The following is a 25,141-nucleotide window of genomic DNA, read 5'->3' as shown; positions in this document are numbered from 1 at the left end:
TTGGATTTTGGTCACAGAATCAGCGCTGTTACCTTTAATCCAAAAGGAGCATTTTTTAAATACTCAGCATAGCTTTTGCCATTCTCCCCAGCTTAGCTGGGGGTTTAGCTCTGTAATTAAGGGAGGAATCGGTCCCAACACAGTGCCTGAGGATTCAACCGCATTCATCGACTTCAGGTTATTATCTGTTGAGGACAAAAAATATGTGGAAGAAAAAATACAAGCCATCGTAAAAAAACAACACACACCATATACCAGCAGCAAAGTGGAAATATTAACCAGCCGTCCTCCAATGAATCAGAATCCTGCCAACAGAGAGCTTTTCCAAGCAGTCAAAGATGTGGCAAAAAGCCTTGACCTGCCGATTAAGGAAGAGTTCAGAGCAGGCGCATCGGATGCCAATTTAATTGCTCAGCAAAATGTGCCTGTAATCGATGGCCTGGGGCCAATGGGAGGAAAAGACCACAGCGATGACGAATATATGATCAAAGAAAGCCTTTGGCAAAGAGCTGCCCTTATTGCATGCTCTATTGTTCAATGCTGCAAGACATTTGTTAAAGTATGATCCTTCTCTAATAAATATGAACTCTAAAGATAAAGTCGATTTTACTCTCCCCCATTTCAACTTGTTTCTTGTTTCCTCGTTTAGATTGTTGTATATTTAAATCTTCCCTGAAAAATAAATTTAACCCTCTACTATGAATCCAATACCAAACACAAATCTGCCGAATAACCACCTGGATGATTTTGATCTTTCCTTTAAGGTTTTCCATGAGCTGATGGCAAATAAAGTTACTGAAATCCTTCTGGTTTCCAGTCCTTACGACGCCTTTATCATGGAAGAGGAAGGACGCCTGGCGGAAAGAATCATCCATGAATACCGCGGATTGAATCTTTCCCGCCCGCCCAAGCTTACCTGGGTATCCACTGCCCAGGAGGCCCTGAATACTTTATCCAACAAAGAATTTGATTTGGTGATCACCATGCCCCGCTTGGACGACATGGATGCGTTTAGTCTGGGAAGGAAAATAAAAAAGCTATGCCCCGAATTGCCGATTTTTCTCCTGGCTCATAACACCAACCGGCTTCTCCTTGATTCTAAGTATTCGGATACCACCTCGATAGATAAACTGTATGTATGGTACGGAAACAGTGATCTGCTTCTTGCGCTGATCAAGAATACCGAAGATCAGATGAATGTGGCCTATGATACTCAGAGGGCAAAGGTCAGAGTGATTATTCTGGTGGAAGATTCACCCATATATTATTCATCCTTTCTTCCGATCCTTTATAAAGAAATCGTCAGGCAAACCCAGGCGGTCATGGAAGAATCAATCAATGACGAACATCGCATTCTCCGAATGCGCGCACGACCCAAAATACTGATGGCTCATAATTATGAAGAGGCCGAAAAGCTTTACCGGCAGTTTAAACCTTATCTGCTGAGCGTATTTTCCGATGTCCGTTTTCCCCGAAAAGGCAAATTAGACAATCGAGCGGGATTCGATCTCCTTTCCATGATAAAAAAAGAAATTCCGGATATCCCTTTACTAAACTTAAGCTCGGAAGAGGCAAACCGCAAAAAAGCAGAAAAGATTCCTGCTGTTTTTCTCAATAAAAATTCGCCCGCACTCCATTCTGAAATCCGCTCTTTTTTTATGGACAGACTCGGCTTCGGCGATTTCATCTTTCGTCTTCCCAACGGCAGGGAAATAGCCAGGGCCTCTAATCTCATGGAAATGGAAAAGGTTGTTCCTTCTATTCCCGATAAATCTATCTTTTTTCATGCCACCCGGAATCACTTTTCAAGCTGGCTCATGGCCCGTTCTGAAATCCTGCTGGCCTCAAAGCTTAAGCCCTTGAAAACATCTGACTTCCCAAACATCAAAGAATTAAAAGATCATCTGGTTGCCTCTATTCAAGAACGGAGAATGGGCCGCCAGAAAGGGATCATCACCGATTTTGTTTCAGATGCTTTTGATCCGGATGCTGATTTCATTAAAATCGGCAAAGGTTCCCTCGGTGGAAAAGCCAGAGGCCTGGCATTCATGTCCACCCAGCTTAAGAAAAATCCTCATATCCATAAAAAATTTAATGACATCACCATCAGCGTTCCCAAAACCCTGGTCATCTCTACAGAAGCTTTTGATTCATTTATCAACGAAAACAAGCTGAGAGACATTCCCACCAGCGACTATAGTGATAACCAGATTTCTGAGATTTTCTTACAATCCTCCCTACCCGATTGGCTTCACAGCAACCTTAAATTATTTATTGAACATATAAACTATCCTCTGGCCATTCGCTCATCCAGCCTTCTTGAAGATGCCCAATTTCAACCTTTTGCCGGTATCTACAAGACTTATATGCTGCCCAACCAAGACCCAGACCCTGATCAGAGGCTCGTGCAACTTGAGATCGCCATAAAACTGGTGTATGCCTCCACATATCTTGAAATACCAAGGGCCTATGCCAGAAGTACCTTGCATCGAACCGAAGATGAAAAAATGGCGGTGATTATACAGCAGCTTAGCGGGAACCGGCAAGGCGATTACTTCTATCCGGCACTTGCAGGAGTGGCCCAGTCTTACAACTTCTATCCCATATCCCATATGAAACCGGAGGAGGGAATTGCCCATATTGCACTGGGATTGGGTAAAACAGTGGTTGAAGGGGGGACATCCCTTCGCTTTTCACCAAAATATCCACAATTCCTCCCACAGTTTTCTACCGTAGATGACATTTTAAAAAATTCACAGCGGTTTTTCTTTGCACTGAAAATGGTTGATTCAGCGGAATCTTTGGAATCGCAAGATAATGCAACAGATGACGCAACTCTTGAAAAGCTGGAAATAGATGACGTATCCGATCATGCACCTGTGGTTCATCTTTCCAGCACTTACATTCCTGAAGAAAACAGGATACGTGACGCAGGTAATGTTCCCGGTTATCGGGTTCTTACCTTTGCCGGTATATTAAAATATGATTTATTTCCGCTCCCACCGATCCTTAGCGAAATCCTGAAAATAGGAAGAAAAGGGATGGGGTCTCCGGTTGAAATCGAGTTTTCCGTTAGTATCGATTTCAATAACAAGAAAAAAGCGGAATTCTCCCTGCTTCAGATCAGACCGATGGCCATCAGCCAGTATAACCGGGATGTTGAAATTACCCAGAAAGATATAAGGCGCGCTTTCTGTTTTTCAACCATGGCCCTGGGTAATGGTAAATTTGAAGATATTACCGACATCATTTATGTCAGACCTGATTCGTTTGACCCGGCACGAACCGTTGAAATAGCCGCTGAAATAGGAAAAATGAACCGGCAGATGGTACAGCAAAACAAAAAATATCTTCTGATCGGTCCGGGAAGGTGGGGCTCGGCCGACCGGTGGCTGGGAATTCCTGTCACCTGGAACAATATTTCAGGCATAGGAGCGGTAATCGAAACCACAGCGGAAAACTTAAAGGCCGATCCTTCCCAAGGATCCCATTTTTTTCACAACATCACCTCTCTGGGTATCAGCTACCTGACCATAAAAGAAAATGATGAAGATTTTCTGGACTGGAAATGGTTGAAATCTCTATTGCCCCAAAGTGAAACCGACTATTTGAGGCATGTAAAACTGGACCGGCCCATCACGTTGAAAATTGACGGGAAAAAGTCGAGGGCGGTTTTGATACGATAAAAGTATGGATTCCCACCGCTGAGCTCGCAGAGAACACAGAGAATATCTTGTTTTATTAATCAGCTATCTCTGTGAACTTCTTGTCCTCTGTGGTAAATTCTACTTTTACAAGACCATCGGCTTTAATCCAAACATTTTTAACTCACATAGTCAGGTTGAAGCTGTTTAGACTGAAGGCCGAAGGGGTCAAAAAAGCACGGTTGCCGTTCTTGGGTGGAAATATCTTATTTTTGCACCAAACATGGCTTCAGAATGCGCTTTTCCCTAACAGTCTTCAGTCTTCAGCCTATCCACCTGAGTTACACAGGTTTTAAAATAACGATGAAGCATGGTTATCTTCAGCATTTTTTCGCAGACTATATGATTATTTCTTTTATCAGCCGGAACATAATCCTCAATATAGCGTTCCTCTCTAACCCCATACTCATTATTATTTGCCGTTAAATTGCTTATTATACCTCGGATTCTGTATGAAAACTTGCCGGAACCTGTTGCTAAATCATTTTCCTGCAGAATAAAAATGATATACTCTTTCACCAGGGCCCGGGCTTTATTTCCGGTTTTCCCGGGATTTTCAGTGTTTATGTAAAAATCGTTTTCCCTTAACCACTTTTTTAAATCTTCAAGTATTTTGTTTGCTTGCGGAATAGTATATTTAAGTTCACCGACTAAATGTCCGCCAAGATAGATTGTAAAAGCATTATCTATAGAATACTGTCTTGCATATCCGGATTGCATGCCTCCCAGCGGATCCGGCGGCAGAAACTCACGGGACCAGCGCTTGAACCTGGCAAGATTTATGTTCAGTTTTTGTGATAACTCCCTGTTGGTGTAAAATTTAATCATATTTTTATGTTGATAAGTTGTTACACCACCTTATCAACCAGATTATTTGTTGTCAAGTCCTTGCAAATATGGTTTTTATGCGTTATATTATTAAAATTGCTTAATACTTGATAGAAGCGTTGGCCACGAAAAAAGCCGAACTCTTAAGTTTTAAAGTACTGCAAATTGAAAAATATCAAAACCATACCCAATATTCCTGTCGCTATTATAGGGATAGGATGTTTTTTCCCCAAATCACCGGGCGTCAAGGAATACTGGCGTCTTATTTCACGCGGTGAGGACGGCATAACCGACCTCCCCGACACCCACTGGTCTGCGGAAGAGTACTTTGATACTGATCCCAAAAAAGCGGATCACACCTATTGCAAGCGTGGCGGCTTTCTCTCCCCTGTCTCTTTTGATCCGGCCGAATTCGGAATTCCCCCCAACTCGATTGAAGCAACGGATACTTCCCAGCTCCTTAGCCTGATGGCCGCTAAAATGGCCATGGATGACGCCGGCTATGGAAAAGAAAAAGCGTTTGACCGGGATAAAACCAGCGTCATACTTGGAGTCACCGGGACACAGGAACTGGTGATCCCTTTAAGCTCAAGACTCGGCTTTCCCAAATGGCGCAAAGCCCTTCAACAAGCCGGCGTCCCTCGACAAACCACTGAAACCGTTATTGATAAAATATCCGATTCATACATCTCATGGCAGGAAAACTCCTTTCCCGGCCTGCTGGGAAATGTGGTCGCAGGAAGAATATGCAACCGCCTGGGTTTGGGCGGCACCAACTGTGTGGTTGATGCGGCATGTGCCAGTTCCATGAGCGCCATACACCTTGGCCTCATGGAACTCATATCCGGTAAGAGTGATATGGTGATTACCGGTGGTGTAGATACGCTAAATGACATTTTCATGTACATGTGCTTTTCAAAAACCCATATCCTTTCACCCACCGGAGATGCAAGACCATTTTCCAAGGATGCGGATGGTACGGTGCTGGGAGAAGGTGTCGGCCTTGTTGTGCTTAAAAGACTGGAAGAGGCAAAAAAAGATGGAGACAAGATTTATGCGGTGATAAAGGCCATGGGGACCTCAAGCGACGGCAGATCCCAAAGCATTTATGCTCCAAAACCAGAGGGGCAGGCCAAATCACTTCGAATGGCGTACGAAAACTCTGATATCGATCCTGCTACAGTCCGTCTTATCGAAGCACATGGCACCGGAACCATCGTGGGAGATATGGTGGAATTCAAGGCGCTCAATCAGGTTTTCAGTGAATCTTGTGATAGTAGCCATAAATGTGCACTCGGTTCGGTAAAATCTATGATCGGTCATACCAAAGCAGCAGCAGGAGCGGCCGGTTTGATAAAATCCGCGCTTTCGCTTTATAATAAAGTATTGCCTCCCACCTTGAAAGCGCAAGATCCTGACCCCGGCCTCAATATAGATCAATCTCCCTTTTATCTTAATACTGATACCCGGCCCTGGGTGGCTGATAAAAAACATCCCCGCCGTTCCGGTGTCAGCTCTTTCGGATTCGGCGGAAGTAATTTCCATGTGGTCCTGGAAGAATACGAACCAGCTAAAAATCAGACTTCCTGGGACGGTTCAGTGGAAATTTTTGCCCTGTCCGCATCGAGTCGAAAAAAGCTTAAAAAGCGTTTCCAAGATTTCAAGGCCTTAATTGACAGTGACCGGCCCTTTAAAGATATTGCCATAAAGGCTGCAGAAACAAGGCAAACTTTTTCCCCTGAAGATCCACACAGGCTTTTAATTGTCCTGGAAGATTTTAAAGATCTGCCTGCCCTTTTTTCCAAAGCCATGAATGCGTTGGAGGCAAATCGGGAAAAATCAAACTGGAATGAAAATAATATTTATTATGGCTCTGGCAAGCCACCCGGGAAAATTTCATTTGTGTTCCCAAGTCAGGGAAGCCAATATGTCGGCATGGGCCATGACCTGGCCTGCATTTTCCCGGAGGCTCTTGATTCCCTGGAAAAAGCAAATAAAAACCATAAAGGAAAATCCCGCCTGAGCGATTTTATCTATCCTGTGCCCGCTGTGAGTAAAGAAGAAAAGACCGCTCAGGAAGAAAATTTAAAAAGAACCGAGATTGCTCAACCGGCCATTGGGGCCATCAGCCTGTCCATGCTGAAAATTCTCGGACGATTCGGCCTACAACCGGACGTGACATGCGGTCACAGCTTTGGTGAACTGGCCGCACTCTGCGCTGCCGGATGGATCGATGAGGATACGCTTTATTTTCTGGCACACTGCCGGGGCCAACTGATGGCAGAAGCGGGAAGAAAGAATAATCATGACAGCGGAAGTATGCTGGCGGTCAAAGCCCCCCTTGACCAACTTGACGAGCTGATTTCAACTGCAAATCTGGATGTCATTCTGGCAAACAGAAACAGCCCGGACCAGGGGGTTCTTTCCGGCTCAACCAGAGCCATTTTGCAGGCAGATGAAATATTAAGCAAAAAAGGATTTAAAACAGTAAAACTACCGGTATCTGCCGCATTTCACAGTTCCTTTGTAAAAGATGCGCAAACTCCTTTTGCCGGGTATCTAAAAGATATTAATATTACCCCTTCAGACATACCGGTTTTCTCCAATACCACCGGGCTCCCCTACCCTTTAGACCCGGAAAAAGTAAAAAAGATTTTGGCCGGGCACCTTCTGCAGCCGGTGGATTTTAAGAGTGAAATTGAAAATATTTTTAAATCAGGGGTGAAAACCTTCATCGAAGTCGGACCGAAATCGGTGATGTCCGGTCTGGTGAGGTCTATTTTAGCAGGTCAAAGTTTTATATCTATCCCCATGGACAGATCTTCTGGGTCTCGTTTCGGAGTGTCGGATCTCGCCGCGACTCTTTGTCAGCTGGCATGTTTGGGATATCCGGTTAAATTAAGCAACTGGGAACATCCTGTTTTAAAACCAGCACAGCAAAAAATGAGCATTCCTATTTCGGGAGCAAATTACGTAAAACCCAAACCTGAAACAAAAAACATCAAACCGCAAAACAGTAAAGCTGAATATACAAGCATCAGGCCACCATCTGAAAGAAAAAACGATCCGGTAAATAATAACTCCGAATTACCACCGCAACAGACTAAAAACCGTGTTTCGCAGGTAGATTATATCGACGGAAAGCGACCTATAATGGAAAATAGCAAACAAAATCATTCAAACTTTATTATCGATTCGTTAAGCCTGGTTCAACAAGGTTTAAAGTCGATGCAGGACCTTCAAAGGCAGACCGCCGAAACCCACCAAAAATTTTTAGAAACCCAATCCGATGCGAGTCGATCCTTACAGCAAATGATGGAAAGCACACACCGGCTTGTTGAAGTTTCCCTGGGCATGAAATCCCCATCTGCAGAAAAAGTTGCCAAACCGGATACCGAACGCCATAAAGAGCGGCAGCCAAAAAGCACGGTGGAACAAACCAAAGCGGATGCCGCGAGAGGTTCTGCAGGTTTTGTCGGCTCCGGCACCATTGAAACAGTGGTTCCCGACGCGATAAATGCCGTGAACCGGATCGAAGCCCAACCTGAAGAGGTCTCTGTCGAATCAGCTGTTAAGTCATCTGTTTTATCGCCCGGGCTAAAGCAAAAAGATATTGAACAAACTCTGCTTTCAGTGGTCAGTCAGCTCACCGGGTACCCGGTGGAAACGCTCGGCCTTGATATGGACATTGAAGCCGACCTGGGCATTGATTCCATAAAACGGGTTGAAATCCTCTCTACTCTGGAAGAAAAAATTCCTCATCTTTCACCCATTTCACCCGATATGGTGGGAACCCTAAAAACACTCGGGCAGATTGTCGCATACATGGTCAATTCTCAGTCGGTGGACGAGTCGATAAATTCTAAAGGACCAAACAAAAAAAACCTATCTTTTTCGTCTGAGGAAAACGATTTTGAGCCACCCCCAGATCAAAAAAAAAATATTGAACAGACCCTGCTTTCAGTAGTCAGCCAGCTTACCGGTTACCCGGTGGAAACCCTCGGCCTTGATATGGACATTGAAGCCGACCTGGGTATTGATTCCATAAAACGGGTTGAGATTCTTTCCACTCTTGAAGAAAAAATGCCTGTTTTGCCTTCCATTTCTCCCGATGTGGTGGGTACGCTGAAAACACTGGGCCAGATCGTCCAATACCTTGAAAACGAAGGCCTGAAAACCGAACCTTTCAGCAATTCAACACCGGGCTCTTTAAATCCAACCGATTTAGAAACTAAACCTGCAGATGATAAACCGGCTGCTATTTCTAACAATGCATCCCCCCTCCTTTCGGGTACAATTAATAGAAAAGTTGTTTCCGTAATGGAAAATAAATTTCACCAGGGTGAAAGAATATCGGTACCAAAGGGAAGAAAAATTTTCATTACCGACGACAAAACCGGTCTTTCACAGGCGATTATTGATGAATTTGAGTTGCAGGATATCAATACCGTTCTTATTTCTCCTGATATTTTAAAGTATAAAAAAAAGCTCCCTGAAGCTGCCGGTCTTATCATGGTGGCAAATCCTGAAGCTGGGCCCGAGGCTCAAAATACCAATCCGGATTTAAAAGACGCATTTTTGCTGGCAAATCATGTGGCGCCCGACATTCTCCATTCCAGCGAAAATGGTGGTGCGATTTTTGCTACTATCACCAGGATAGACGGGGCCTTTGGTTTTAAGGGCCGGGGGATGCTCAACCCCTTGCAGGGCGGTCTGATCGGGCTTGCAAAAACAGCCGCCATTGAATGGGAAAATGTATGCTGCCGTGCCATTGACGTCGAACCTGGATGGAAAGAAAACTTGGAACTTGCCAAGCTGATCGTGACAGAACTGTTAACTCCCGATCCATCTGGCCCTGTTGAAATCGGTTTTAGCAAAAATTTGCCGCCCGGAATGCGACATACGCTTGAGCTTGAATCCTCACCATATACATTGGATGTGCCGCATACAGCTGATTTTACCCCGGATGATGTGATGGTTATCACAGGCGGCGCAAGAGGCATTACCTCTGCCGCGGCACTTGCCCTGGCAAATCATGGCAACCCCACCCTTATTCTTCTTGGCCGCTCCCCTTCGCCGTCACCTGAACCAGAATGGCTGGCAACATTGGAAGATGAATCCCTGATAAAAAAAGCCATCCTTAAAAATGAATTTAGCCAAAAAAAGACATCGCCTAAAAAGATTGAAGCCGCCTATAAAAAGCACATGGCAAATCGTGAAATCGCAAACAATTTAGAACGGTTGAAATCGGCAGGTTCCGATGTTACCTATTACTCGGTGGATGTCCGTAAATATGACAGTGTCATTTCGATTTTCCATAAAATTCACTCAACTCATGGCCCCATAACAGGTATTATCCACGGCGCAGGCGTTGTTGAAGATCGTTTTATCACCGATAAGACCATTAAACAGTTTGACAAAGTTTTTGACACCAAAGTAATGGGACTGAGAGCGCTTCTTGATGCAACCAAAGAGGACGCCCTTAAATACATTGTTCTTTTTTCATCCATAACCGCCCGGATGGGAAACAGGGGCCAGGTTGACTATGCCATGGCAAATGAAGTTCTGAACAAAACAGCGTGGCAGCAATCGGTATTAAGACCGGATTGTAAGGTGATATCTATCAACTGGGGCCCCTGGGATGGAGGTATGGTATCGCCTTCATTAAAACGAGAATTTGCCAAAAACGGTGTCCACCTGATCCCAGTACAAGAGGGTGCAAAATGTATGCTTTACGAAATGATGGGGGACAAAAACGCCCCGGCAGAAGTCGTGATCGGTTCGAAAATCATTGTCCATAATGAAACAGACGACAAAATAAGCCTGGCTTCTAAAAAAAAACCGGAGGCTGTTTTAAAAAATAATGATCCCCTTTCTCTTACCTTTAAACGTGAGCTGGATGTTGAAAAATACCCGGTTCTTAATTCACACGTCCTGGATGGAAAACCTGTGGTTCCCTTTGCCCTGATGACTGAATGGCTCGGGCATGGCGCGCTTCATGAAAATCCGGGCCTTATTCTTCACGGCTTCGATGATATGCGAATTCTAAACGGCATCAAGCTCGATCAGGAGAAAAAGTTAATTCGCCTTATGGCGGGCAAACCCAGAAAAAATGGTAAAACTTACGAAGTTAATGTGGAACTGCGCAACGGATTTAAAGATAATATGCCGGTCATACACTCCCGCGCAAAGGCCATTTTATCTGATGAACCGTCCCTGCCCCCTGCTTTCAATTCATCGGAATATTTTGATTCAAAAACTTATCCTCGTAGCATTGATGAGGTATATGATAAAATTCTTTTTCATGGCAGTGAGCTACGCGGAATAAAGAAAATCATCGGCTACTCCCCTGAGGGAATCATTGCTGAAATTTCCTCGGCGCCTTCACCTGAAAAATGGATGGTCGACCCTTTAAGAAACAGTTGGATAGCCGATCCCCTGGTTCTCGATTCAGCTTTTCAAATGGCGATTATCTGGTGCTATGATGAGATGGGAAAGGTATCTCTTCCAAGCTACCTGGCTTCGTACCGACAGTATTGCGACAGATTTCCTGCCAAGGGGATTACGGCAATACTTAAAGTACATAAAGCGACTGATCATATCATGAGAGGGGACTTTACCTTCCTTGACCCAGACAATGTGATCATTGCCAAGTTGACGGGATATGAAGCTGTTTTTGACGCTTCACTATATAAAGCATTTAAACCACAACCAACTTCAAACCTTTAAGTGTTGGGCTTAATCTATTTTAATCCTTTGGCTTTTTAAGACGAATTCAAGCTTGCGAATCCGTTTTAAACCGCAGAATACCGAACAAGGAATTATGAATGTCGAAGTAAGGCATTCCGTCATTTATACTATTATAAAAGATAGAGCGTTGCGATTCCACACTTCGTCATTCGAAATTCCTTGTTCGATATTCGATATTTAAAAAATGCTTTTTCGAATCAGCAATATCCCAACAAAAACAGCTATATTTTCAAAGTGCTAACTTATTACAATCTACAGTAATAATTTAGCCTATTTAAAAATACATTCAAAAAAGCATTCCGTTAATCATTTCAAACCAATCACACTAGCAAACCTTCCCGTGGTCCCTTCGCCGCGAAAGGAAAAAAATAAATCAGTATTGCAACGGGTGCATATTTCGCTTAAATATATATTCTTCTTTAAAACCCCTGCATCACAAAGCTGGTTGAAGCTGATGGCCCAAAAATCAAAATGATCTGAATCATCCTTAAATTTCCAAAATTCTTGGGGAATCTCATCTTTATAGTTTACAAATTCCGCACAGCATGGGCCAAGTGAAGGGCTGATACCGGTAACCATATGACACGGCTTTGAGTCAAATTCCTCTTGCATAGTATATATGGTTCGTCCGATTATATTTTTTATGCTTGAGCGCCAACCTGAATGAACATTCGCAATCACCTGCCCCACAGGATCATAAATCAGTATGGCCTGGCAATCCGCCACCTGTATCACCAGAGATTTTTCTTTAACATCTGTGATCATGGCATCACATTCAGGGAGTAAATCGTAGCAATTCTTTTTCCGTGGAATAGCTTGTTGGGTAAACACCATAGCTTTCGTCCCGTGTACCTGCTTGGCGAATATAAGCTCATTGCTGTCAAAACACTTCGCGATCACCGATCGGTTTAACCTCACATTTCTGATGTCATCACCAGTGCTGTAACTTGTGTTAAGGCTTTGGTACGGCATTTTGCTGTAGCCGTTCTTTCTGGTAAAAATCCCATGGTCGATATTCGAAAACCTGGATAGGTTGGGGAACTGATAGAATGAAGTGCCGTTTCTATTAACTGATATTAAGCTCATATCTGGTAATTTATTTTAGAGAAACGTTCCAAGTCATAAACAGCTTTTAGCTCAAGGTTCACCGTTCACGGCAAAAAGGTTTTTCCATCATGTATACTGTTTTCCAGAAATGCAATTCCGCTTGCGGTGAAAGTGGAACTTGAGCTATGGGTGATCAACGGTATCTCTTTACGATTGTTTGTATAATTCTTGATGTAGAAGCTTCGGGTACCACCGGCACCCGTATGACCTTGCCGCCTTGTTCTTTAACAAAGTCAGCCCCTATTATATTTTCTTCAGCCCAGTCATCCCCTTTAACCAGTATATCAGGTTTAATGGCCTGAATAAGTAAAAGGGGGTCCGGTTCATCAAATAAAATAATATAGTCCACACACCACAGACTCGCAAGGACTTCGGCCCTTTCGTCCTGGTTCACTATGGGCCTCTTGGTGGACTTAATCGATTTTACCGAGTCATCGGAATTCAAACCAACTATGAGCACATCCCCTTTCAAGCGGGCGGCAGCAAGGTAGCGAACATGTCCAACGTGCAGTATATCAAAGCAGCCATTGGTAAATACAACCTTACTTCCTGACACTTTAATCGAATCCACTTTCGCTTGAAGCTCCGGCAGTTTTATTATTTTAGAAATGGTATCCATGTATTCATTTAACCTATTAAAAAAATTGCCCTAATGTCAATCAGATAGAAGTCACATCGCCCGCGCCAAGGTGAGTACATCCACCCTTTTGGCACCATGGCTTATCAATGTTTTTGCACATTCATTTACGGTGGCTCCCGTGGTAAGAACATCATCGACTACTAGTATTCTTTTCCCCGCAATCTTGGAGCAATTGTTAACACTAAACGCATTCTTGATGTTTTTCAATCGTTTTTTGCGGCCCAACCCGGTCTGGGGCTCTGTCCATTTTTTTCTCACCAGTATATTCCGGTCGATCGTGACAGCCGGCGTTTCGGCACTCAATGCCATGGCAAGCTGTTTCCATTTACGGACCAGAAGATACGCCTGATTAAATCCCCTTGCCTTTATCCTTTTGGAATGAAGCGGAACAGGGATAATCAGGTCAATTTTATCCATATCCCAAAACCGAATAAAAGCAGCAAAAAGAAGCATTCCAAACGGCCTGGCCAGCTGAATTTTCCCCTTGTACTTTAGACAATGTATGGCTTTCATCAGGGCCTGATCATAAATACCGGGTGCACGCGCAATCTTAAAGTATTTCGGTTGTTTTATGCAGTCTTCGCAAAGATGATCGTCCCCTTCCCGGCTTTTAAACATCATACCGCATTTAATGCAAATTGGGGATTGAACAGGTGCATACCCTGTTAGACATGTTGGGCATAAGTAGGGAGATAAAAGCCTGTCAAATTTAAAAACACCATTTAAACAGGAAGCCACCGGCTTTTCTGGTGTATCTTTCCCATAATGAAAGACCAAAGATTTTTTATCCTGTAAAATTTTTTCCGGTGAACATAACCTTCGGTTCAAATCTGAATGAAAGAAAGAGCCACATACCGTGCACTTTTTCGGGAAAAGCACCCTCTCAAAAGCATTGAATACCCGCAAAAAGAAATACTGTGCTTCTAAACGTTGTTCTCGCATCCGGTTCTTTTCTTTGATTCTTTATTCTTGGTTCCCGGCGATTCTTCTCTGCCTGAATGCTTCGTACATCGCTATTGCTGCGGCAACAGAAGCATTTAAAGAATTCAGCTGTCCTGTTTGCGGTATGGAAGCGATAAAGTCGCAATTTTTTTTTACCAAGGGTCGAATTCCCTTTGCTTCTCCTCCGATAACAATCGCAAGTGAACCGGTCAAATCACTCGAATAAACCGTCTTTTCAGCTTCCTGGTCCAATCCCACAATCCATGCTCCTTGCTTTTTCAGAATCCTAATTGTGTCCACCATATTGGTGACCCTTATCAACCGAACATGTTCAATGGCCCCGGCTGATGACTTGGAAACAGCAGGTGTCGGCATGGCAGACCTGTCTTTTGGAAGGATAATACCGCTTATTCCTACTCCCAATGCGGTTCTGATTATTGCACCCAAGTTTTGTGGATCGAGGACATTATCCAGCAGTAATAGAAAAAGATGATTACCCTTTCCCGGTTCGCTGTCGGTAATATCTGATAAATCGGCCATTGGATAAGGATTTACTCTCGCACTGACGCCCTGATGCTGACCGGTCCCTGCGATTGATTTAAGCTGTGTTGCTTTTACTTTTTTTACGGGGATTTTTTTGGATTCGGCAAATTTTACTATTTTTGAAATACGCCCGGAAGTTTTATGTGCTGCAATATAAATTTGGTGAATTTTTCTTTTACCCGCCTTAAGGGCTTCAAAAACAGGATTAATTCCATAAAGGATTTCAGTTTTCATTTTGTCTGATTGCAAGTGGTTGATTGATACCTGTTGGTAAAGACGTCTGGTTTGGGTATCGCTTGAAAAGCAGCCCTGAAGTCTATTCGGCTTTGCCCACGGCGATGCCGCGACCAGGAGTGAAACCTGACGGTCTCTATTCGTTTACGGTTAAAACAATATGGAAACCGCTTTTGTCTGAACTGTTACCCAGCTGAACGATAGTTTTCGATAACAGTTATGAGCTGCCCAATGGCAACAGGGAGTTGATCATTTATAATCACATGAGGGTAAAGATTTTTCTTGGTCATTTCCATTTTGGCATTTTCAAGTCGTCTTGCAATCACCTCACCTGAGTCTGTATTCCTTAATTTCAGGCGACGCTTTAATTCCTCAATAGACGGAGGCATGACAAAAATTGCCACTGATTCAGGATATCGCTTAACAAGCTGGAAGGTTCCCTGAACATCTATATCAAGAATAATATCCCGTCCTGAGTCCAACTCCTGGTCTAATAACTCTGCGCTTGTGCCATAATAATTTCCATGAACCTCTGCCCATTCGGCCCATTTCCCATGTTCTATTTTATCTTTAAATTCTTCTTTTTTAATAAAGTAATAGTCGATTCCATTCTGCTCTCCCGTACGGGGCTTTCTGGTGGTATATGAGACTGAATAAAGCATGTCCGAAAACCGGCTAAGGACCGCGCTGCACAGGGTGGTTTTACCGGTCCCTGACGGTCCGGAAACAATAAAAAGACGCCCTTTATTAACCACGGATCCTGTTTTTAAACCAAATTCGCTGTCTTTTGTGTGGTTCATTATCCTTACTGAGCTTCCTTAAGCATGGAATACCTCTGAGATATGGTCTCAGCCTGTATTGCTGATAAAACGACATGATTGCTATCCATGATAATTATTGAACGTGTTCTTCTGCCGTGGGTTGCATCTATCAGGCGTTTTTCATCCTTTGCCTCATCTTTAAGCCTCTTCATCGGAGCGGAATTCGGCGATACAATTGAAACAATCCGATGAGCGACCACAGTACTTCCAAATCCGATGTTAAGTAAACTTGGGTCCATCTTTACTCCCTTTCTTTTCATGCGGTTTTTTTAATGGAAACATCTTATTTAATTAAGTCGGAGAGTTTCTTATCAATGGCTTTTTTGTGAACCGTTTGAGCTTTAATGATTGTTAGTGATTCGTCCGGAGAAGCGCCCATTTGCCCGTGTCAGCCTTAACAAATAAGTCCGGCACTCTGTACACGCCCCCTATCTTCTCAGTTAAATCCATACAGCCAGAGACGATCAACGTTGCGGTGGGGTTCTGTCCCCCGGGGCTGGTTCAAATCGAATCTTGGCGAGATAGCTGCCGAACGCCAGTTTTGCGAAATTATTGTTAAGGCTGACACGGGCAAATGGGCGCTTCTCCGGACGAACTGAATACAAATTGAAAAACTCCCCGACCCCTCACTTAATTCTATTCCACATTCTGCACCTGCTCTCTTATCTTCTCAAGCTCCGACTTCACCTCAACGACGATATGAGATATCTCTGCTTTTTCTGTTTTGGAACCCATTGTGTTAAACTCACGGTTAAGTTCCTGCAGCAGAAAATTGAGCTTCCGGCCTGAAGATTCCTTTGAACGGGTAATATGGCGAAATTGCTTTATATGGCTTTCTGCCCTGACAATTTCTTCAGCAATATCACTTCTGTCAGCCAAAATGGCAGCCTCCTGGGCAATCCGTCCTGGCTCTATGTCCACTAAGCCTTTTGTTAAAGAAGCAATTCGTTCTTTAAGCCGCTTCTGGTAATAAATCAAAAGATCACCGGAACTATCGTTAATTTGAGTTAGGCTTTTTTCAATATAGTCGAGTCGTTTGCTGATATCTGCGGCAATGAATTTCCCTTCCCTGCTGCGCATGTTGTTTAAGTCTTCAATGGCTTCGGCAAGACATTCTTTCACCACCACCCAACAGGCATCAACATCCTTTTCCAGTTCTTCCTGTACGATAACTCCACTTTCGGCTGCCAAAAGTTCTAAAGAAACTTCAGTTTTAATGTTGCATAAGTCTTTCAGTTTCATCAGGACTTCATGGTATGCCTTTGCCCTTTCCGTATTGATATCATATGCAAGTGTTTCATCTAAATGGTCTTTAATCTGGACATTGATTTCAATTCGCCCTCGATTCACCTTTGCGGATATCATACCCTTTATTCTATCCTCTAAAAGATGGTATCCACGAGAAACCCGCAGCGCAATATCAAGATATCTGCTGTTATATGAACGTATTTCGATGATGGTGGTAAAATTATCTGTAGTCGTTTCCGCTTGGGAAAATGCGGTCATGCTTTTTATCATTTTTTTCTCGTTAATAAATGAGGTTTTCCTTTGGTGGCTCTATTTGCACCTCTTTTACAGCAATCAACCCTTTATGAGTTCAGGCTCTGCTATAGATAAGCGGTGGGAAACTCAAGCAATTAATGGCCCTGGTTTTTCCATGCATTGTTTGCTGTCACAGTGGTGAAAAATGGCTTTTCATCAGTCCATCTTGTTTAAATCAACCACATATTTTTTTCGTACCTGGCTGAGAAATGATTGCATATTTTTAGCGGAATAATCCGGGTATGTCCACGGCAGCTTTTTAAACTCACCTTTTGTATAAATCAATGTCAAATCAGCATATATTTTGTTGCCAATATAAATCCTGTGGGCAAAGTTTTTTCCTGTGGCAAGAACAAACCGTTCCTTAAGCAAATATCCCGGATCAATATTTACCAAACGTTTTTCTTGGGGGGAATAATTTGATTCGATCTCATTGGTTAAAATCTTTATATCGGCAAGTTCACTTTGCCGGACCAACTCTTTAAAGGCCAGCATCCTTCTATACAAAGGAGCGCTCATTTCAGGTTCATAATAATCGGTATAATCAAATGGAAACCATGAACTAACAATGTCGATAGAACCGAATGCGTTGATCAATTCAACAACTATTTTTTCCATAAGGTGCTTTTCTTTCATGAAAAGACCTATAACCAGTTTTGCCGGTTTCGGCGCTTTAGGAAGACTCATTGTTCAAGGGGCTTTGCTTCATCAATCAGCATAATCGGAATATCATCTTTTATTTCGTACAACAGCTTGCAATGATCACAAATAAGCCCGTCTTGCGCATCATTCAAATAAATATCTCCCTTACACTTCGGACAAGCCAGAATATCTAACAGTTCTTTTTTTATGGTCATAATACTCTCCCTGATTCATTAATTAATGGCGCGGTAAAAGTCCCATCTACTGCGTTGCAGCAGTTTTCAATCACTCGGCGTACTACCTGTATTGTCTCGTCCTTGAAAAACCACTATGCCTTGGTTATGGAACTTGCTACTTAGCCATCGGTGATGCTTTTTACCAGTTCATCATTACTTTCCGGTGAGCTGTTTCTTTGGATCTGAAGCCATCGGGAAATCTCATTTTTAATGGTTTTATCCATTTCTATGAATGATATCGCCACCCCTATATCATATTGCTCCGAGCCAAAAGCCTCCACCCGAACAACCGTTCCGATAATAAACAAAGGCTTATTATGGTTGTGAGGAATATGGAGTTGTATTTTAGTTCCAATGGGAAGTGCATATTCATTCTCAAAAAGAATCCCCCCAAAGCAGATATTTTTCCCTTTTCCTGTTTGGGTTTGCGTATCTTCAAACCCAAGCTCTCTGACCTTAACTTCGCGGTCAATCTCAATACGCATATAACGCCGTTTATCCTGGGAAAAAAAGGAAATACCGTTTTTTCCTGAGCCCTTGGCTCTATAAAGTGCATTGTCCGCACATTTCAACAAGGTTTTTGCATCAGTGGCATTTTCCGGAAATGACGCAAGTCCTCCGCTTATGGTTAGCCTGACAGAGTGCCCATTGAAATCGAAACTCATTTCTTCAACTCTCTGGCGGATCCTTTCTGCTAACACAAGAGAGTTAACCTTGCCTGTTTCAGGCATGATAATCACTATTTCCTCGCCTCCATATCTGGCGGCTAAATCTTCAGACCTTTTTTCCTTTAATACGATTTTAGCGACCTGTTTTAAAACCTCGTCACCGGCTTGATGTCCAAAAGAATCGTTCACTTCCTTAAAGTCATCCAGATCGAGAAATAAGATGGATAGTTCCTTTGCATGACGTTTTGCGCGGTTTATCTCACGCTCAAGGGTTTCGTCAAATGATTGCCTGTTGTAAAGACCGGTAAGGTTGTCATAGGTGGAAGCTTTGACTGTTTTTTCAAAAAGTTGAATCTCAACAACTTTAGGATTTTTTAATGATCTGTGGATTGAACAAAAATAATCACAAAGCACTGTTCTCAGGCTTACTTTACGACCTAAAATCGAAACCAGTTCTTTATAATGCGTGATAATTTCAGTCCAAAATTCCCTGGCTTCTCCACTCTTTATCTCAAGGTTGGTTAACACATGAAAGATTACCGAACATGCGGTTTTTCCTTTTTTCTCAATAATTTGATTTAGTTCTTTTATCAGTCTGTCATCATCCTCATAATCATCGAGACATTTTAAAACCAGAGCCCTTGTTTGTTCCATTTACTAACCTCCGGAAACATTTCTACGTTGATATAATTGAGGCAGGAAAAATCAGACTTTTTGTAAGTCCATTAAAAAGATTTAATAACAAGAATCGTAATAATTGACAAGATTAAAAAAATGGATTGTTGGAGGAAAATGTGTCTTCACCGGTTCAATGTGCGTTTAAGTTCACCTGACTCTCAACTGGATATTCTGTCCTTCATTTCTCCCCATATTTCATAAATAAGTGCCTGGGTTGCCCTGTAAGCCTCCTCAGGTTGATGGTTTTCAATTGCATTCACAATATCGAAATGCAGCGACAGTGCTTCTTTCTGGGCTTGGACATCTTTTCTGTCACTTTGACGCGCCGCCAACAATGCCTGCCGTATGGTGTAGCCAATTTGCGAAAAGAGCTCATTGCGACAGGCTTCTAAAATGGATGTGTGGAACTCGATATCCAGCTTGCTGTATTCCTCATAGGAATAACCATCTTTATCGTCTAAAAAGCGGGCCATCTTGTCATAGTTAGACCTGATAAGTGAAATATCCTGTTTGCTTCCACGTGCTGCCGCAATCTTTGCAGCCTCTGATTCGATAATCCGCCGCACTTCAATGATGTTTTCCAGGAATTTCATCTTATTGCCTGCCTCAAATTCCCATATCAGTACATCCGGATCAAATAGATTCCATTCCCTTTTAGGCTGAATCTGTGTACCAATTTTCGGTTTCAGCCGAATCAATCCCTTTTTAACCAGAACCTTGGTGGCTTCCCTTAAAACACCTCGACTCACCTCAAATTCTCTGCTCAACAGCTCTTCATTCGGAAGGGTATCACCCGGCTTGTAGTCACCTTTTATGATCTTCAACCCCAAATCTTCCGCCACAAACTCATATAGTTTGTAACGCATATTTTTATTTATCATATATTTTACCTGCTGCTATTAGTGACAAGCATGCATTTTGGGCTATTTCAAAATGCGATCGCTGTTGGTTCCCCTTCAGATTAGCTGATGGAAAGCGTTCAAGGATTCAGGGATTCATCAAAATCCTACCCGCTCTTTTGCAGACGATCCTCACTTTTTAAAGAATAAATTCAGTGCCGGCCTTGCCATTGACGGACGCTTCTATTTTTTTAATTGAGGTAATCACCGCTTTTTTTTTCTGGTTGGCAACAAACTGCATGGCTGCCTCAACTTTGGGCAGCATTGAACCGTCCGGGAAATGGCCTTCTTTAGTATAACGGATTGTTTCTTTCACTGACATGAGACGAAGCATCTTCTGGTTTTTGCAGCCAAAGTTAAGCATAGCGCCTTCCACATCGGTTGCCATTAGAAAAATGTCCGCACCCACTTCCTCGGCAAGACGGGCGCTCGCCAGATCTTTATCAATAACCGCATCAACACCGTTAAAGGCCCTCCCTTTTCGTATAACCGGAATCCCACCTCCGCCACAACAAATGACTATAAAATCCATATCAATCAGTTTTTGTATTTCCCGCTTTTCAATAATGGTAATCGGTCTGGGCGAAGCCACCACGCGTCTATACCCTTTAGATGTTTTGGTCACTGGATATTGGATCCTGGCAGCCTCCTTCTTACTTAAGCCCGGGCCGATAGGTTTTGTCGGCTTTTTAAATGCAGGATCATTTTTATCGACAACCACATAGGTAATTAGGCTTACCAGAGGCTTGAAATCAATTCCCAGTTTCATCAACTCTTCGTCCAGGGTCGATTCTATCATATATCCGATTTGGCCTTCGGTCTGCGCAACCAGAATTTCCAGAGGAAGTTTCGGCACAGCATCGCAGTAATCCTGCTGGAGCATCAGGTTTCCAACCTGAGGCCCGTTACCGTGTGTAATGATGATTTTATAATCTGTTGAAAGTTTTGCAATCTGGCGAATAGGAACTTTTAAGTTTGCAAACTGCTGTTCAATTGTTCCTTCCTGTCCCTTTTGAATCAAGGCGTTACCTCCCAGGGCCACCAGGAGAATCGGTTTGTTGGGACTTTGCTTATTCATTTTTTAAAACCATGAGCTCTTTTAATAAATCCTCTAAAGTAGGATTGCTGTTATCCTTATACTCGTAACGAATCCGCATCGTCGGTTTTTCAATGGAAAGAAGCTTGAGCAAATCTATTGGGGTCGCTGACAAAACAAGATCACATTCGGTGTTGTTAATGGTGGTTTCCAGGTCCTTCATCTGTTGGGGGCTATACCCCATTGCCGGTAATAACGGTCCGATATTCGGGTATTTCTCGAAAGTTTCCTTAATTGTGCTTGACAGGTAGGGGCGCGGGTCAACCAGTTCTGCCGCCCCAAACCGTCTGGCAGCAATAACGCCGGCACCATAACTCATCTCCCCGTGAGTTAAGGTAGGACCGTCTTCAACAACCAGTACTCGTTTACCTGTTATCATATCCGCATCTTCGGCAATGACTTTTGAATCGGCCAAAATAATTCTGGCACGGGGATTATTTGTTTTTATGGTTTGTTTCACCTTCTCCACATTTTCAATCTTTGCACTATCCACCTTGTTGATAATGGCAATATCCGCCATCAGCATGTTTGTTTCCCCCGGGTGGTAAGTGGTTTCATGTCCGGCCCGGTGTGGATCAAACACAACGATGCTTATATCCGGTTTATAAAACGGTGTGTCATTATTTCCGCCGTCCCAGACGATAACATCTGCTTCCTGTTCTGCTTGTTTAAGAATTTTTCCGTAGTCGATACCGGCATAAATGACTGCCCCCATTCCAACAACCGGTTCGTATTCTTCTCTTTCTTCAATGGTGCATTTATGTTTTTCAAAATCTTCATAAGTTGCAAAACGTTGTACAATCTGCTTGGTTAGATCCCCATAAGGCATTGGATGGCGGATGGAAACAACCTTCTTTCCCATCTTCTGAAGAATCTTCACGACCTTACGACTGGTTTGAGATTTTCCACATCCGGTACGGATGGCGCATACGGATATGACCGTCTTTTTTGATTTAAGCATGGTATATGCCGCACCAATAATTAAAAAATCTGCGCCTGCTGCAGTAACGATGGAAGCCTTGTGCATGACCTCGATGTGCTTGACATCACTATAAGAAAAGGCAACCAGATCCACTTTATTTTCCCTTATCAAATCAGCCAGTTTTTCATCAGAATATATCGGGATACCTTTTGGGTATAATTCACCTGCCAGTTCAGCTGGATATCGCCTGTCATCGATATTTGGAATCTGCGTGGCTGTAAAGCAAATGACCTTGTATCGTTTATTATCCCTGAAATAGACGTTGAAGTTATGAAAATCCCGCCCGGCAGCTCCCATAATTATGACATTCTCTACCATATATTACCTCGCATTCATTTAGTTTCTTATGTTAATATTTTGTGCTTTTTAAGATCCCAGCGTAGCTACCATAACCGCCTTAGCTGTATGGATCCTGTTTTCAGCCTCATCAAAAACGAGAGACGCTTTAGACTCAAACACATCGTCGGTGACTTCCATCGCTTCCAACCCGAATTTTTGATAAATCTTTTCACCGATCAAGGTCTCACGGTTGTGAAATGCCGGCAGGCAGTGCAAAAACTTTACATCATTATTTCCGGTCATTTCCATAACCGATTGGCTCACCTGGTATGGCTTTAATAATTCGATTCTCTGCACCCAGGCATTTTCCGGTTCTCCCATGGATACCCAGACATCCGTGCAGATAAAATCACAACCTTTTACTCCTTTTTCCACATCATCGGTGATCCGTATTTTTGCACCGGTTACTGTTGAAATCTTCTTTGCTTGTTTTACTATACTCATCTCTGTCTTGAGTTTTTCCGGAGAAATGGAACGAAAATCGATTCCCATTTTTGCAGCCCCGATCATCAATGAATTCCCCATGTTATTTCTGGCATCACCCAGATAGGCGAATGAAACCTCATTTAACGTCTTATCAGTATGCTCTATGATGGTAAGTAAATCGGCCAGAACCTGGGTGGGATGAAATTCATTGGTCAGACCATTCCACACAGGCACACCCGAGTATTGCGCCAGTTCTTCGATTTTATTCTGGGCAAAGCCACGGTATTCAATACCATGGTACATTCTGCCCAACACCCTTGCCGTATCCCTCATCGATTCTTTATGACCCATCTGAGAACCGGTCGGCCCAAGATAGGTCACATGAGCGCCCTGATCATATGCAGCGGTTTCAAACGCACATCGAGTTCGGGTGGATGTTTTTTCAAAAATCAATGCAATATTTTTTCTCTTTAGTCTTTTTTGTTCTGTTCCGGCATATTTGGCTTTTTTAAGATCTTCAGCCAACTTAAGCAAAAAATGAATTTCCTCCGGAGAAAAATCCAGCAGTTTAAGAAAGCTTTTCTGTTTAAAATTAGATAACATTTCCTATCCTCATCATGGTTTTCTTATCTTTAAAAAATAGTTATTGAATCGTATTCGGCTCTATTACAGAGCTTATTAAATGGTTGAGTAGGGAAAGTGAAGACAAAGAGGCAGCATGCGCAATCACCATTCAACCTGTTAACTATTTCTTATTTTAAAACAGCTTCAATCTGTTCCAGTGCCCAGTCAACCACATCTTTGGTAATAACAAGCGGGGGTGCAAACCGAATAATATTCTCGTGGGTCTCTTTACAAAGCAGCCCTTTTTTCTTAAGTTTTTGACAATACTGGCGAGCTCCGCCTGTTTCAGGCCAAAGCTCCATACCTATCATTAATCCTTTGCCTCGAATCTCTTTAATTATCGGATTTTTTATCTGACTTAGCCCATCATAAAAATAAGTCCCCATTTCTGCGGCATTATCTACCATTCCTTCTTCAACCAGCACTTTCAACGCAACACGGGCCACAGCACATGCCAATGGATTACCTCCGAATGTGCTTCCGTGTTCACCTGGCTGCAATACGCCCATGACTTCGCTGTTGGACAAAACAGCTGAAACAGGATAAAAGCCGCCTGATAAGGCTTTGCCGATTAAGGTTAAATCCGCTTCTATATTCTCATGTTCTTCAGCCAGAAGTTTTCCGGTTCGCCCCAGGCCGGTTTGGATTTCATCCAGTATGAGAACCACATTGTTTTTTTCGCAAATAGCCCTTGCGGCCTTCAGATACCCGACCGGCGGGATGATCACCCCGGCCTCGCCCTGAATCGGTTCTACAAGAAAGCCAACCGTATTGGGTGTAATTGCGTCTTCCAAAGCTTTAGCATCTCCAAAGGGGATAATTTTAAAACCAGGGGTAAACGGACCAAACCCCTCGGTGGAATTCGGGTCTGTGCTAAATCCGACTATGGTAATGGTACGGCCATGGAAATTATTCTCACAGACAATGATTTCCGCTTTATCTTCCTCAACTCCCTTTACCTTATATCCCCATTTTCTAACCGTCTTAATCACAGTCTCCACCGCCTCTGCGCCGCTATTCATGGGTAAGACTTTGTGAGAATGGGTAAGTTTACACAGTTCCTGGTAAAATAAACCAAGCTGATCATTTCGAAATGCTCTTGAAGTCAATGTCAATTTTTTTGCCTGGTCAATCATTGCGTTCATAATTTTTGGATGACAATGCCCCTGATTGACTGCGGAATACGCTGCAAGGCAGTCAAGGTATTTGTTGCCATCCACATCCCAAACCCAGACTCCCTCGCCTCGCTCCAACACCACATCCAGCGGCTTGTAATTATGTGCGCCAAATTCATTTTCCAAATCCATATATTGTTGTTGTTTCACCTTTCACCTCTCTTGTTTCATTTTCTATTTAGATTTCACCCAAACCTCTCCCAACCCATATTTGGAATTTCTCCAATGTTTATACGATATAATGGTATAATCGTATGATGTATAC

19 protein-coding genes are annotated in these 25,141 nt (G+C 43.0%); 3 read left to right on the top strand and 16 right to left on the bottom strand.

Annotated features, from left to right (window positions below; translation table 11 throughout):
* Both SWH54_17460 and SWH54_17455 read left to right on the top strand, forming a co-directional pair.
* The coding region (locus SWH54_17460) for a M20/M25/M40 family metallo-hydrolase (GenBank protein ID MDY6793056.1) at nucleotides 1-565 on the top strand (565 nt) is incomplete at its 5' end.
* Nucleotides 566-779: 214 nt separating this feature from the next.
* The gene (locus tag SWH54_17455; GenBank protein ID MDY6793055.1) at nucleotides 780-3,686 is read left to right on the top strand and encodes a PEP/pyruvate-binding domain-containing protein; all 2,907 of its coding nucleotides are present in this window, start codon (nucleotides 780-782) and stop codon (nucleotides 3,684-3,686) included.
* 264 nt (nucleotides 3,687-3,950) lie between these two features.
* On the opposite strand, the gene SWH54_17450 is transcribed toward SWH54_17455, so the two are convergent.
* A complete protein-coding gene (locus tag SWH54_17450; GenBank protein ID MDY6793054.1) occupies nucleotides 3,951-4,532 on the bottom strand; it encodes a hypothetical protein in 582 nt (193 codons plus the stop codon).
* A gap of 165 nt (nucleotides 4,533-4,697) precedes the next feature.
* On the opposite strand from SWH54_17450, the gene SWH54_17445 reads away from it, so the two are divergent.
* Complete coding sequence (locus SWH54_17445; protein ID MDY6793053.1) at nucleotides 4,698-11,261, top strand: SDR family NAD(P)-dependent oxidoreductase; 6,564 nt, start codon at nucleotides 4,698-4,700, stop codon at nucleotides 11,259-11,261.
* A 327-nt stretch (nucleotides 11,262-11,588) separates the two neighbouring features.
* On the opposite strand, the gene pgeF is transcribed toward SWH54_17445, so the two are convergent.
* From pgeF to rocD, 15 genes are all read right to left on the bottom strand, one after another.
* Nucleotides 11,589-12,368, bottom strand: coding sequence for a peptidoglycan editing factor PgeF (gene pgeF / locus SWH54_17440; protein MDY6793052.1), 780 nt, complete (start codon nucleotides 12,366-12,368; stop codon nucleotides 11,589-11,591).
* Between the two features lie 154 nt (nucleotides 12,369-12,522).
* Complete coding sequence (gene rfaE2, locus SWH54_17435) at nucleotides 12,523-13,008, bottom strand: D-glycero-beta-D-manno-heptose 1-phosphate adenylyltransferase (GenBank protein ID MDY6793051.1); 486 nt, start codon at nucleotides 13,006-13,008, stop codon at nucleotides 12,523-12,525.
* 51 nt (nucleotides 13,009-13,059) lie between these two features.
* Nucleotides 13,060-13,650 carry a ComF family protein gene (locus SWH54_17430; protein MDY6793050.1) on the bottom strand — a complete coding sequence of 197 codons (591 nt, stop codon included), beginning with the start codon at nucleotides 13,648-13,650 and terminating at the stop codon, nucleotides 13,060-13,062.
* 342 nt (nucleotides 13,651-13,992) lie between these two features.
* On the bottom strand, nucleotides 13,993-14,748 hold the full coding sequence (gene rlmB / locus SWH54_17425; protein MDY6793049.1) for a 23S rRNA (guanosine(2251)-2'-O)-methyltransferase RlmB: 756 nt from the start codon (nucleotides 14,746-14,748) through the stop codon (nucleotides 13,993-13,995).
* A 185-nt stretch (nucleotides 14,749-14,933) separates the two neighbouring features.
* Complete coding sequence (gmk, locus tag SWH54_17420; GenBank protein ID MDY6793048.1) at nucleotides 14,934-15,548, bottom strand: guanylate kinase; 615 nt, start codon at nucleotides 15,546-15,548, stop codon at nucleotides 14,934-14,936.
* A 5-nt stretch (nucleotides 15,549-15,553) separates the two neighbouring features.
* Nucleotides 15,554-15,808 (bottom strand): DUF370 domain-containing protein, encoded by a 255-nt coding sequence (locus SWH54_17415; protein MDY6793047.1) that lies wholly within the window; start codon nucleotides 15,806-15,808, stop codon nucleotides 15,554-15,556.
* Between the two features lie 397 nt (nucleotides 15,809-16,205).
* Nucleotides 16,206-17,087: a YicC/YloC family endoribonuclease gene (locus SWH54_17410; protein MDY6793046.1), complete on the bottom strand. Its 882-nt coding sequence runs from the start codon at nucleotides 17,085-17,087 to the stop codon at nucleotides 16,206-16,208.
* A 180-nt stretch (nucleotides 17,088-17,267) separates the two neighbouring features.
* The gene (locus SWH54_17405) at nucleotides 17,268-17,798 is read right to left on the bottom strand and encodes a DUF4416 family protein (protein MDY6793045.1); all 531 of its coding nucleotides are present in this window, start codon (nucleotides 17,796-17,798) and stop codon (nucleotides 17,268-17,270) included.
* The gene (locus SWH54_17400) at nucleotides 17,795-17,968 is read right to left on the bottom strand and encodes a Trm112 family protein (GenBank protein MDY6793044.1); all 174 of its coding nucleotides are present in this window, start codon (nucleotides 17,966-17,968) and stop codon (nucleotides 17,795-17,797) included. Before SWH54_17400 ends, SWH54_17405 begins: the two co-directional genes overlap by 4 nt.
* A 140-nt stretch (nucleotides 17,969-18,108) precedes the next feature.
* The gene (locus SWH54_17395) at nucleotides 18,109-19,311 is read right to left on the bottom strand and encodes a GGDEF domain-containing protein (protein MDY6793043.1); all 1,203 of its coding nucleotides are present in this window, start codon (nucleotides 19,309-19,311) and stop codon (nucleotides 18,109-18,111) included.
* A 182-nt stretch (nucleotides 19,312-19,493) separates the two neighbouring features.
* Complete coding sequence (locus tag SWH54_17390; GenBank protein ID MDY6793042.1) at nucleotides 19,494-20,216, bottom strand: FadR/GntR family transcriptional regulator; 723 nt, start codon at nucleotides 20,214-20,216, stop codon at nucleotides 19,494-19,496.
* A 157-nt stretch (nucleotides 20,217-20,373) separates the two neighbouring features.
* Complete coding sequence (gene arcC / locus SWH54_17385; protein MDY6793041.1) at nucleotides 20,374-21,312, bottom strand: carbamate kinase; 939 nt, start codon at nucleotides 21,310-21,312, stop codon at nucleotides 20,374-20,376.
* Complete coding sequence (locus SWH54_17380) at nucleotides 21,305-22,630, bottom strand: cyclic 2,3-diphosphoglycerate synthase (protein ID MDY6793040.1); 1,326 nt, start codon at nucleotides 22,628-22,630, stop codon at nucleotides 21,305-21,307. The genes arcC and SWH54_17380 overlap by 8 nt, the downstream gene beginning before the upstream one ends.
* A gap of 48 nt (nucleotides 22,631-22,678) precedes the next feature.
* Nucleotides 22,679-23,680: an ornithine carbamoyltransferase gene (argF, locus tag SWH54_17375; protein ID MDY6793039.1), complete on the bottom strand. Its 1,002-nt coding sequence runs from the start codon at nucleotides 23,678-23,680 to the stop codon at nucleotides 22,679-22,681.
* Nucleotides 23,681-23,829: 149 nt separating this feature from the next.
* On the bottom strand, nucleotides 23,830-25,026 hold the full coding sequence (gene rocD / locus SWH54_17370) for an ornithine--oxo-acid transaminase (GenBank protein ID MDY6793038.1): 1,197 nt from the start codon (nucleotides 25,024-25,026) through the stop codon (nucleotides 23,830-23,832).
* Nucleotides 25,027-25,141 lie beyond the last annotated feature (115 nt).

This window comes from Thermodesulfobacteriota bacterium, assembly GCA_034189135.1.
Lineage (GTDB): Bacteria > Desulfobacterota > Desulfobacteria > Desulfobacterales > JAUWMJ01 > JAUWMJ01.
This window is presented reverse-complemented; position numbering and strand designations above follow the sequence as displayed.

Bases quoted from the DNA above. Each gene is read 5' to 3' on its own strand.
- SWH54_17455 (MDY6793055.1), top strand. From the start codon at position 780: ATGGCAAATAAAGTTACTGAAATCCTTCTGGTTTCCAGTCCTTACGAC.
- SWH54_17450 (MDY6793054.1), bottom strand. From the start codon at position 4,532: ATGATTAAATTTTACACCAACAGGGAGTTATCACAAAAACTGAACATA.
- pgeF (MDY6793052.1), bottom strand. From the start codon at position 12,368: ATGAGCTTAATATCAGTTAATAGAAACGGCACTTCATTCTATCAGTTC.
- rfaE2 (MDY6793051.1), bottom strand. From the start codon at position 13,008: ATGGATACCATTTCTAAAATAATAAAACTGCCGGAGCTTCAAGCGAAA.
- SWH54_17430 (MDY6793050.1), bottom strand. From the start codon at position 13,650: ATGATGTTTAAAAGCCGGGAAGGGGACGATCATCTTTGCGAAGACTGC.
- rlmB (MDY6793049.1), bottom strand. From the start codon at position 14,748: ATGAAAACTGAAATCCTTTATGGAATTAATCCTGTTTTTGAAGCCCTT.
- gmk (MDY6793048.1), bottom strand. From the start codon at position 15,548: ATGAACCACACAAAAGACAGCGAATTTGGTTTAAAAACAGGATCCGTG.
- SWH54_17415 (MDY6793047.1), bottom strand. From the start codon at position 15,808: ATGGACCCAAGTTTACTTAACATCGGATTTGGAAGTACTGTGGTCGCT.
- SWH54_17410 (MDY6793046.1), bottom strand. From the start codon at position 17,087: ATGATAAAAAGCATGACCGCATTTTCCCAAGCGGAAACGACTACAGAT.
- SWH54_17405 (MDY6793045.1), bottom strand. From the start codon at position 17,798: ATGAGTCTTCCTAAAGCGCCGAAACCGGCAAAACTGGTTATAGGTCTT.
- SWH54_17400 (MDY6793044.1), bottom strand. From the start codon at position 17,968: ATGACCATAAAAAAAGAACTGTTAGATATTCTGGCTTGTCCGAAGTGT.
- SWH54_17395 (MDY6793043.1), bottom strand. From the start codon at position 19,311: ATGGAACAAACAAGGGCTCTGGTTTTAAAATGTCTCGATGATTATGAG.
- SWH54_17390 (MDY6793042.1), bottom strand. From the start codon at position 20,216: ATGATAAATAAAAATATGCGTTACAAACTATATGAGTTTGTGGCGGAA.
- arcC (MDY6793041.1), bottom strand. From the start codon at position 21,312: ATGAATAAGCAAAGTCCCAACAAACCGATTCTCCTGGTGGCCCTGGGA.
- SWH54_17380 (MDY6793040.1), bottom strand. From the start codon at position 22,630: ATGGTAGAGAATGTCATAATTATGGGAGCTGCCGGGCGGGATTTTCAT.
- argF (MDY6793039.1), bottom strand. From the start codon at position 23,680: ATGTTATCTAATTTTAAACAGAAAAGCTTTCTTAAACTGCTGGATTTT.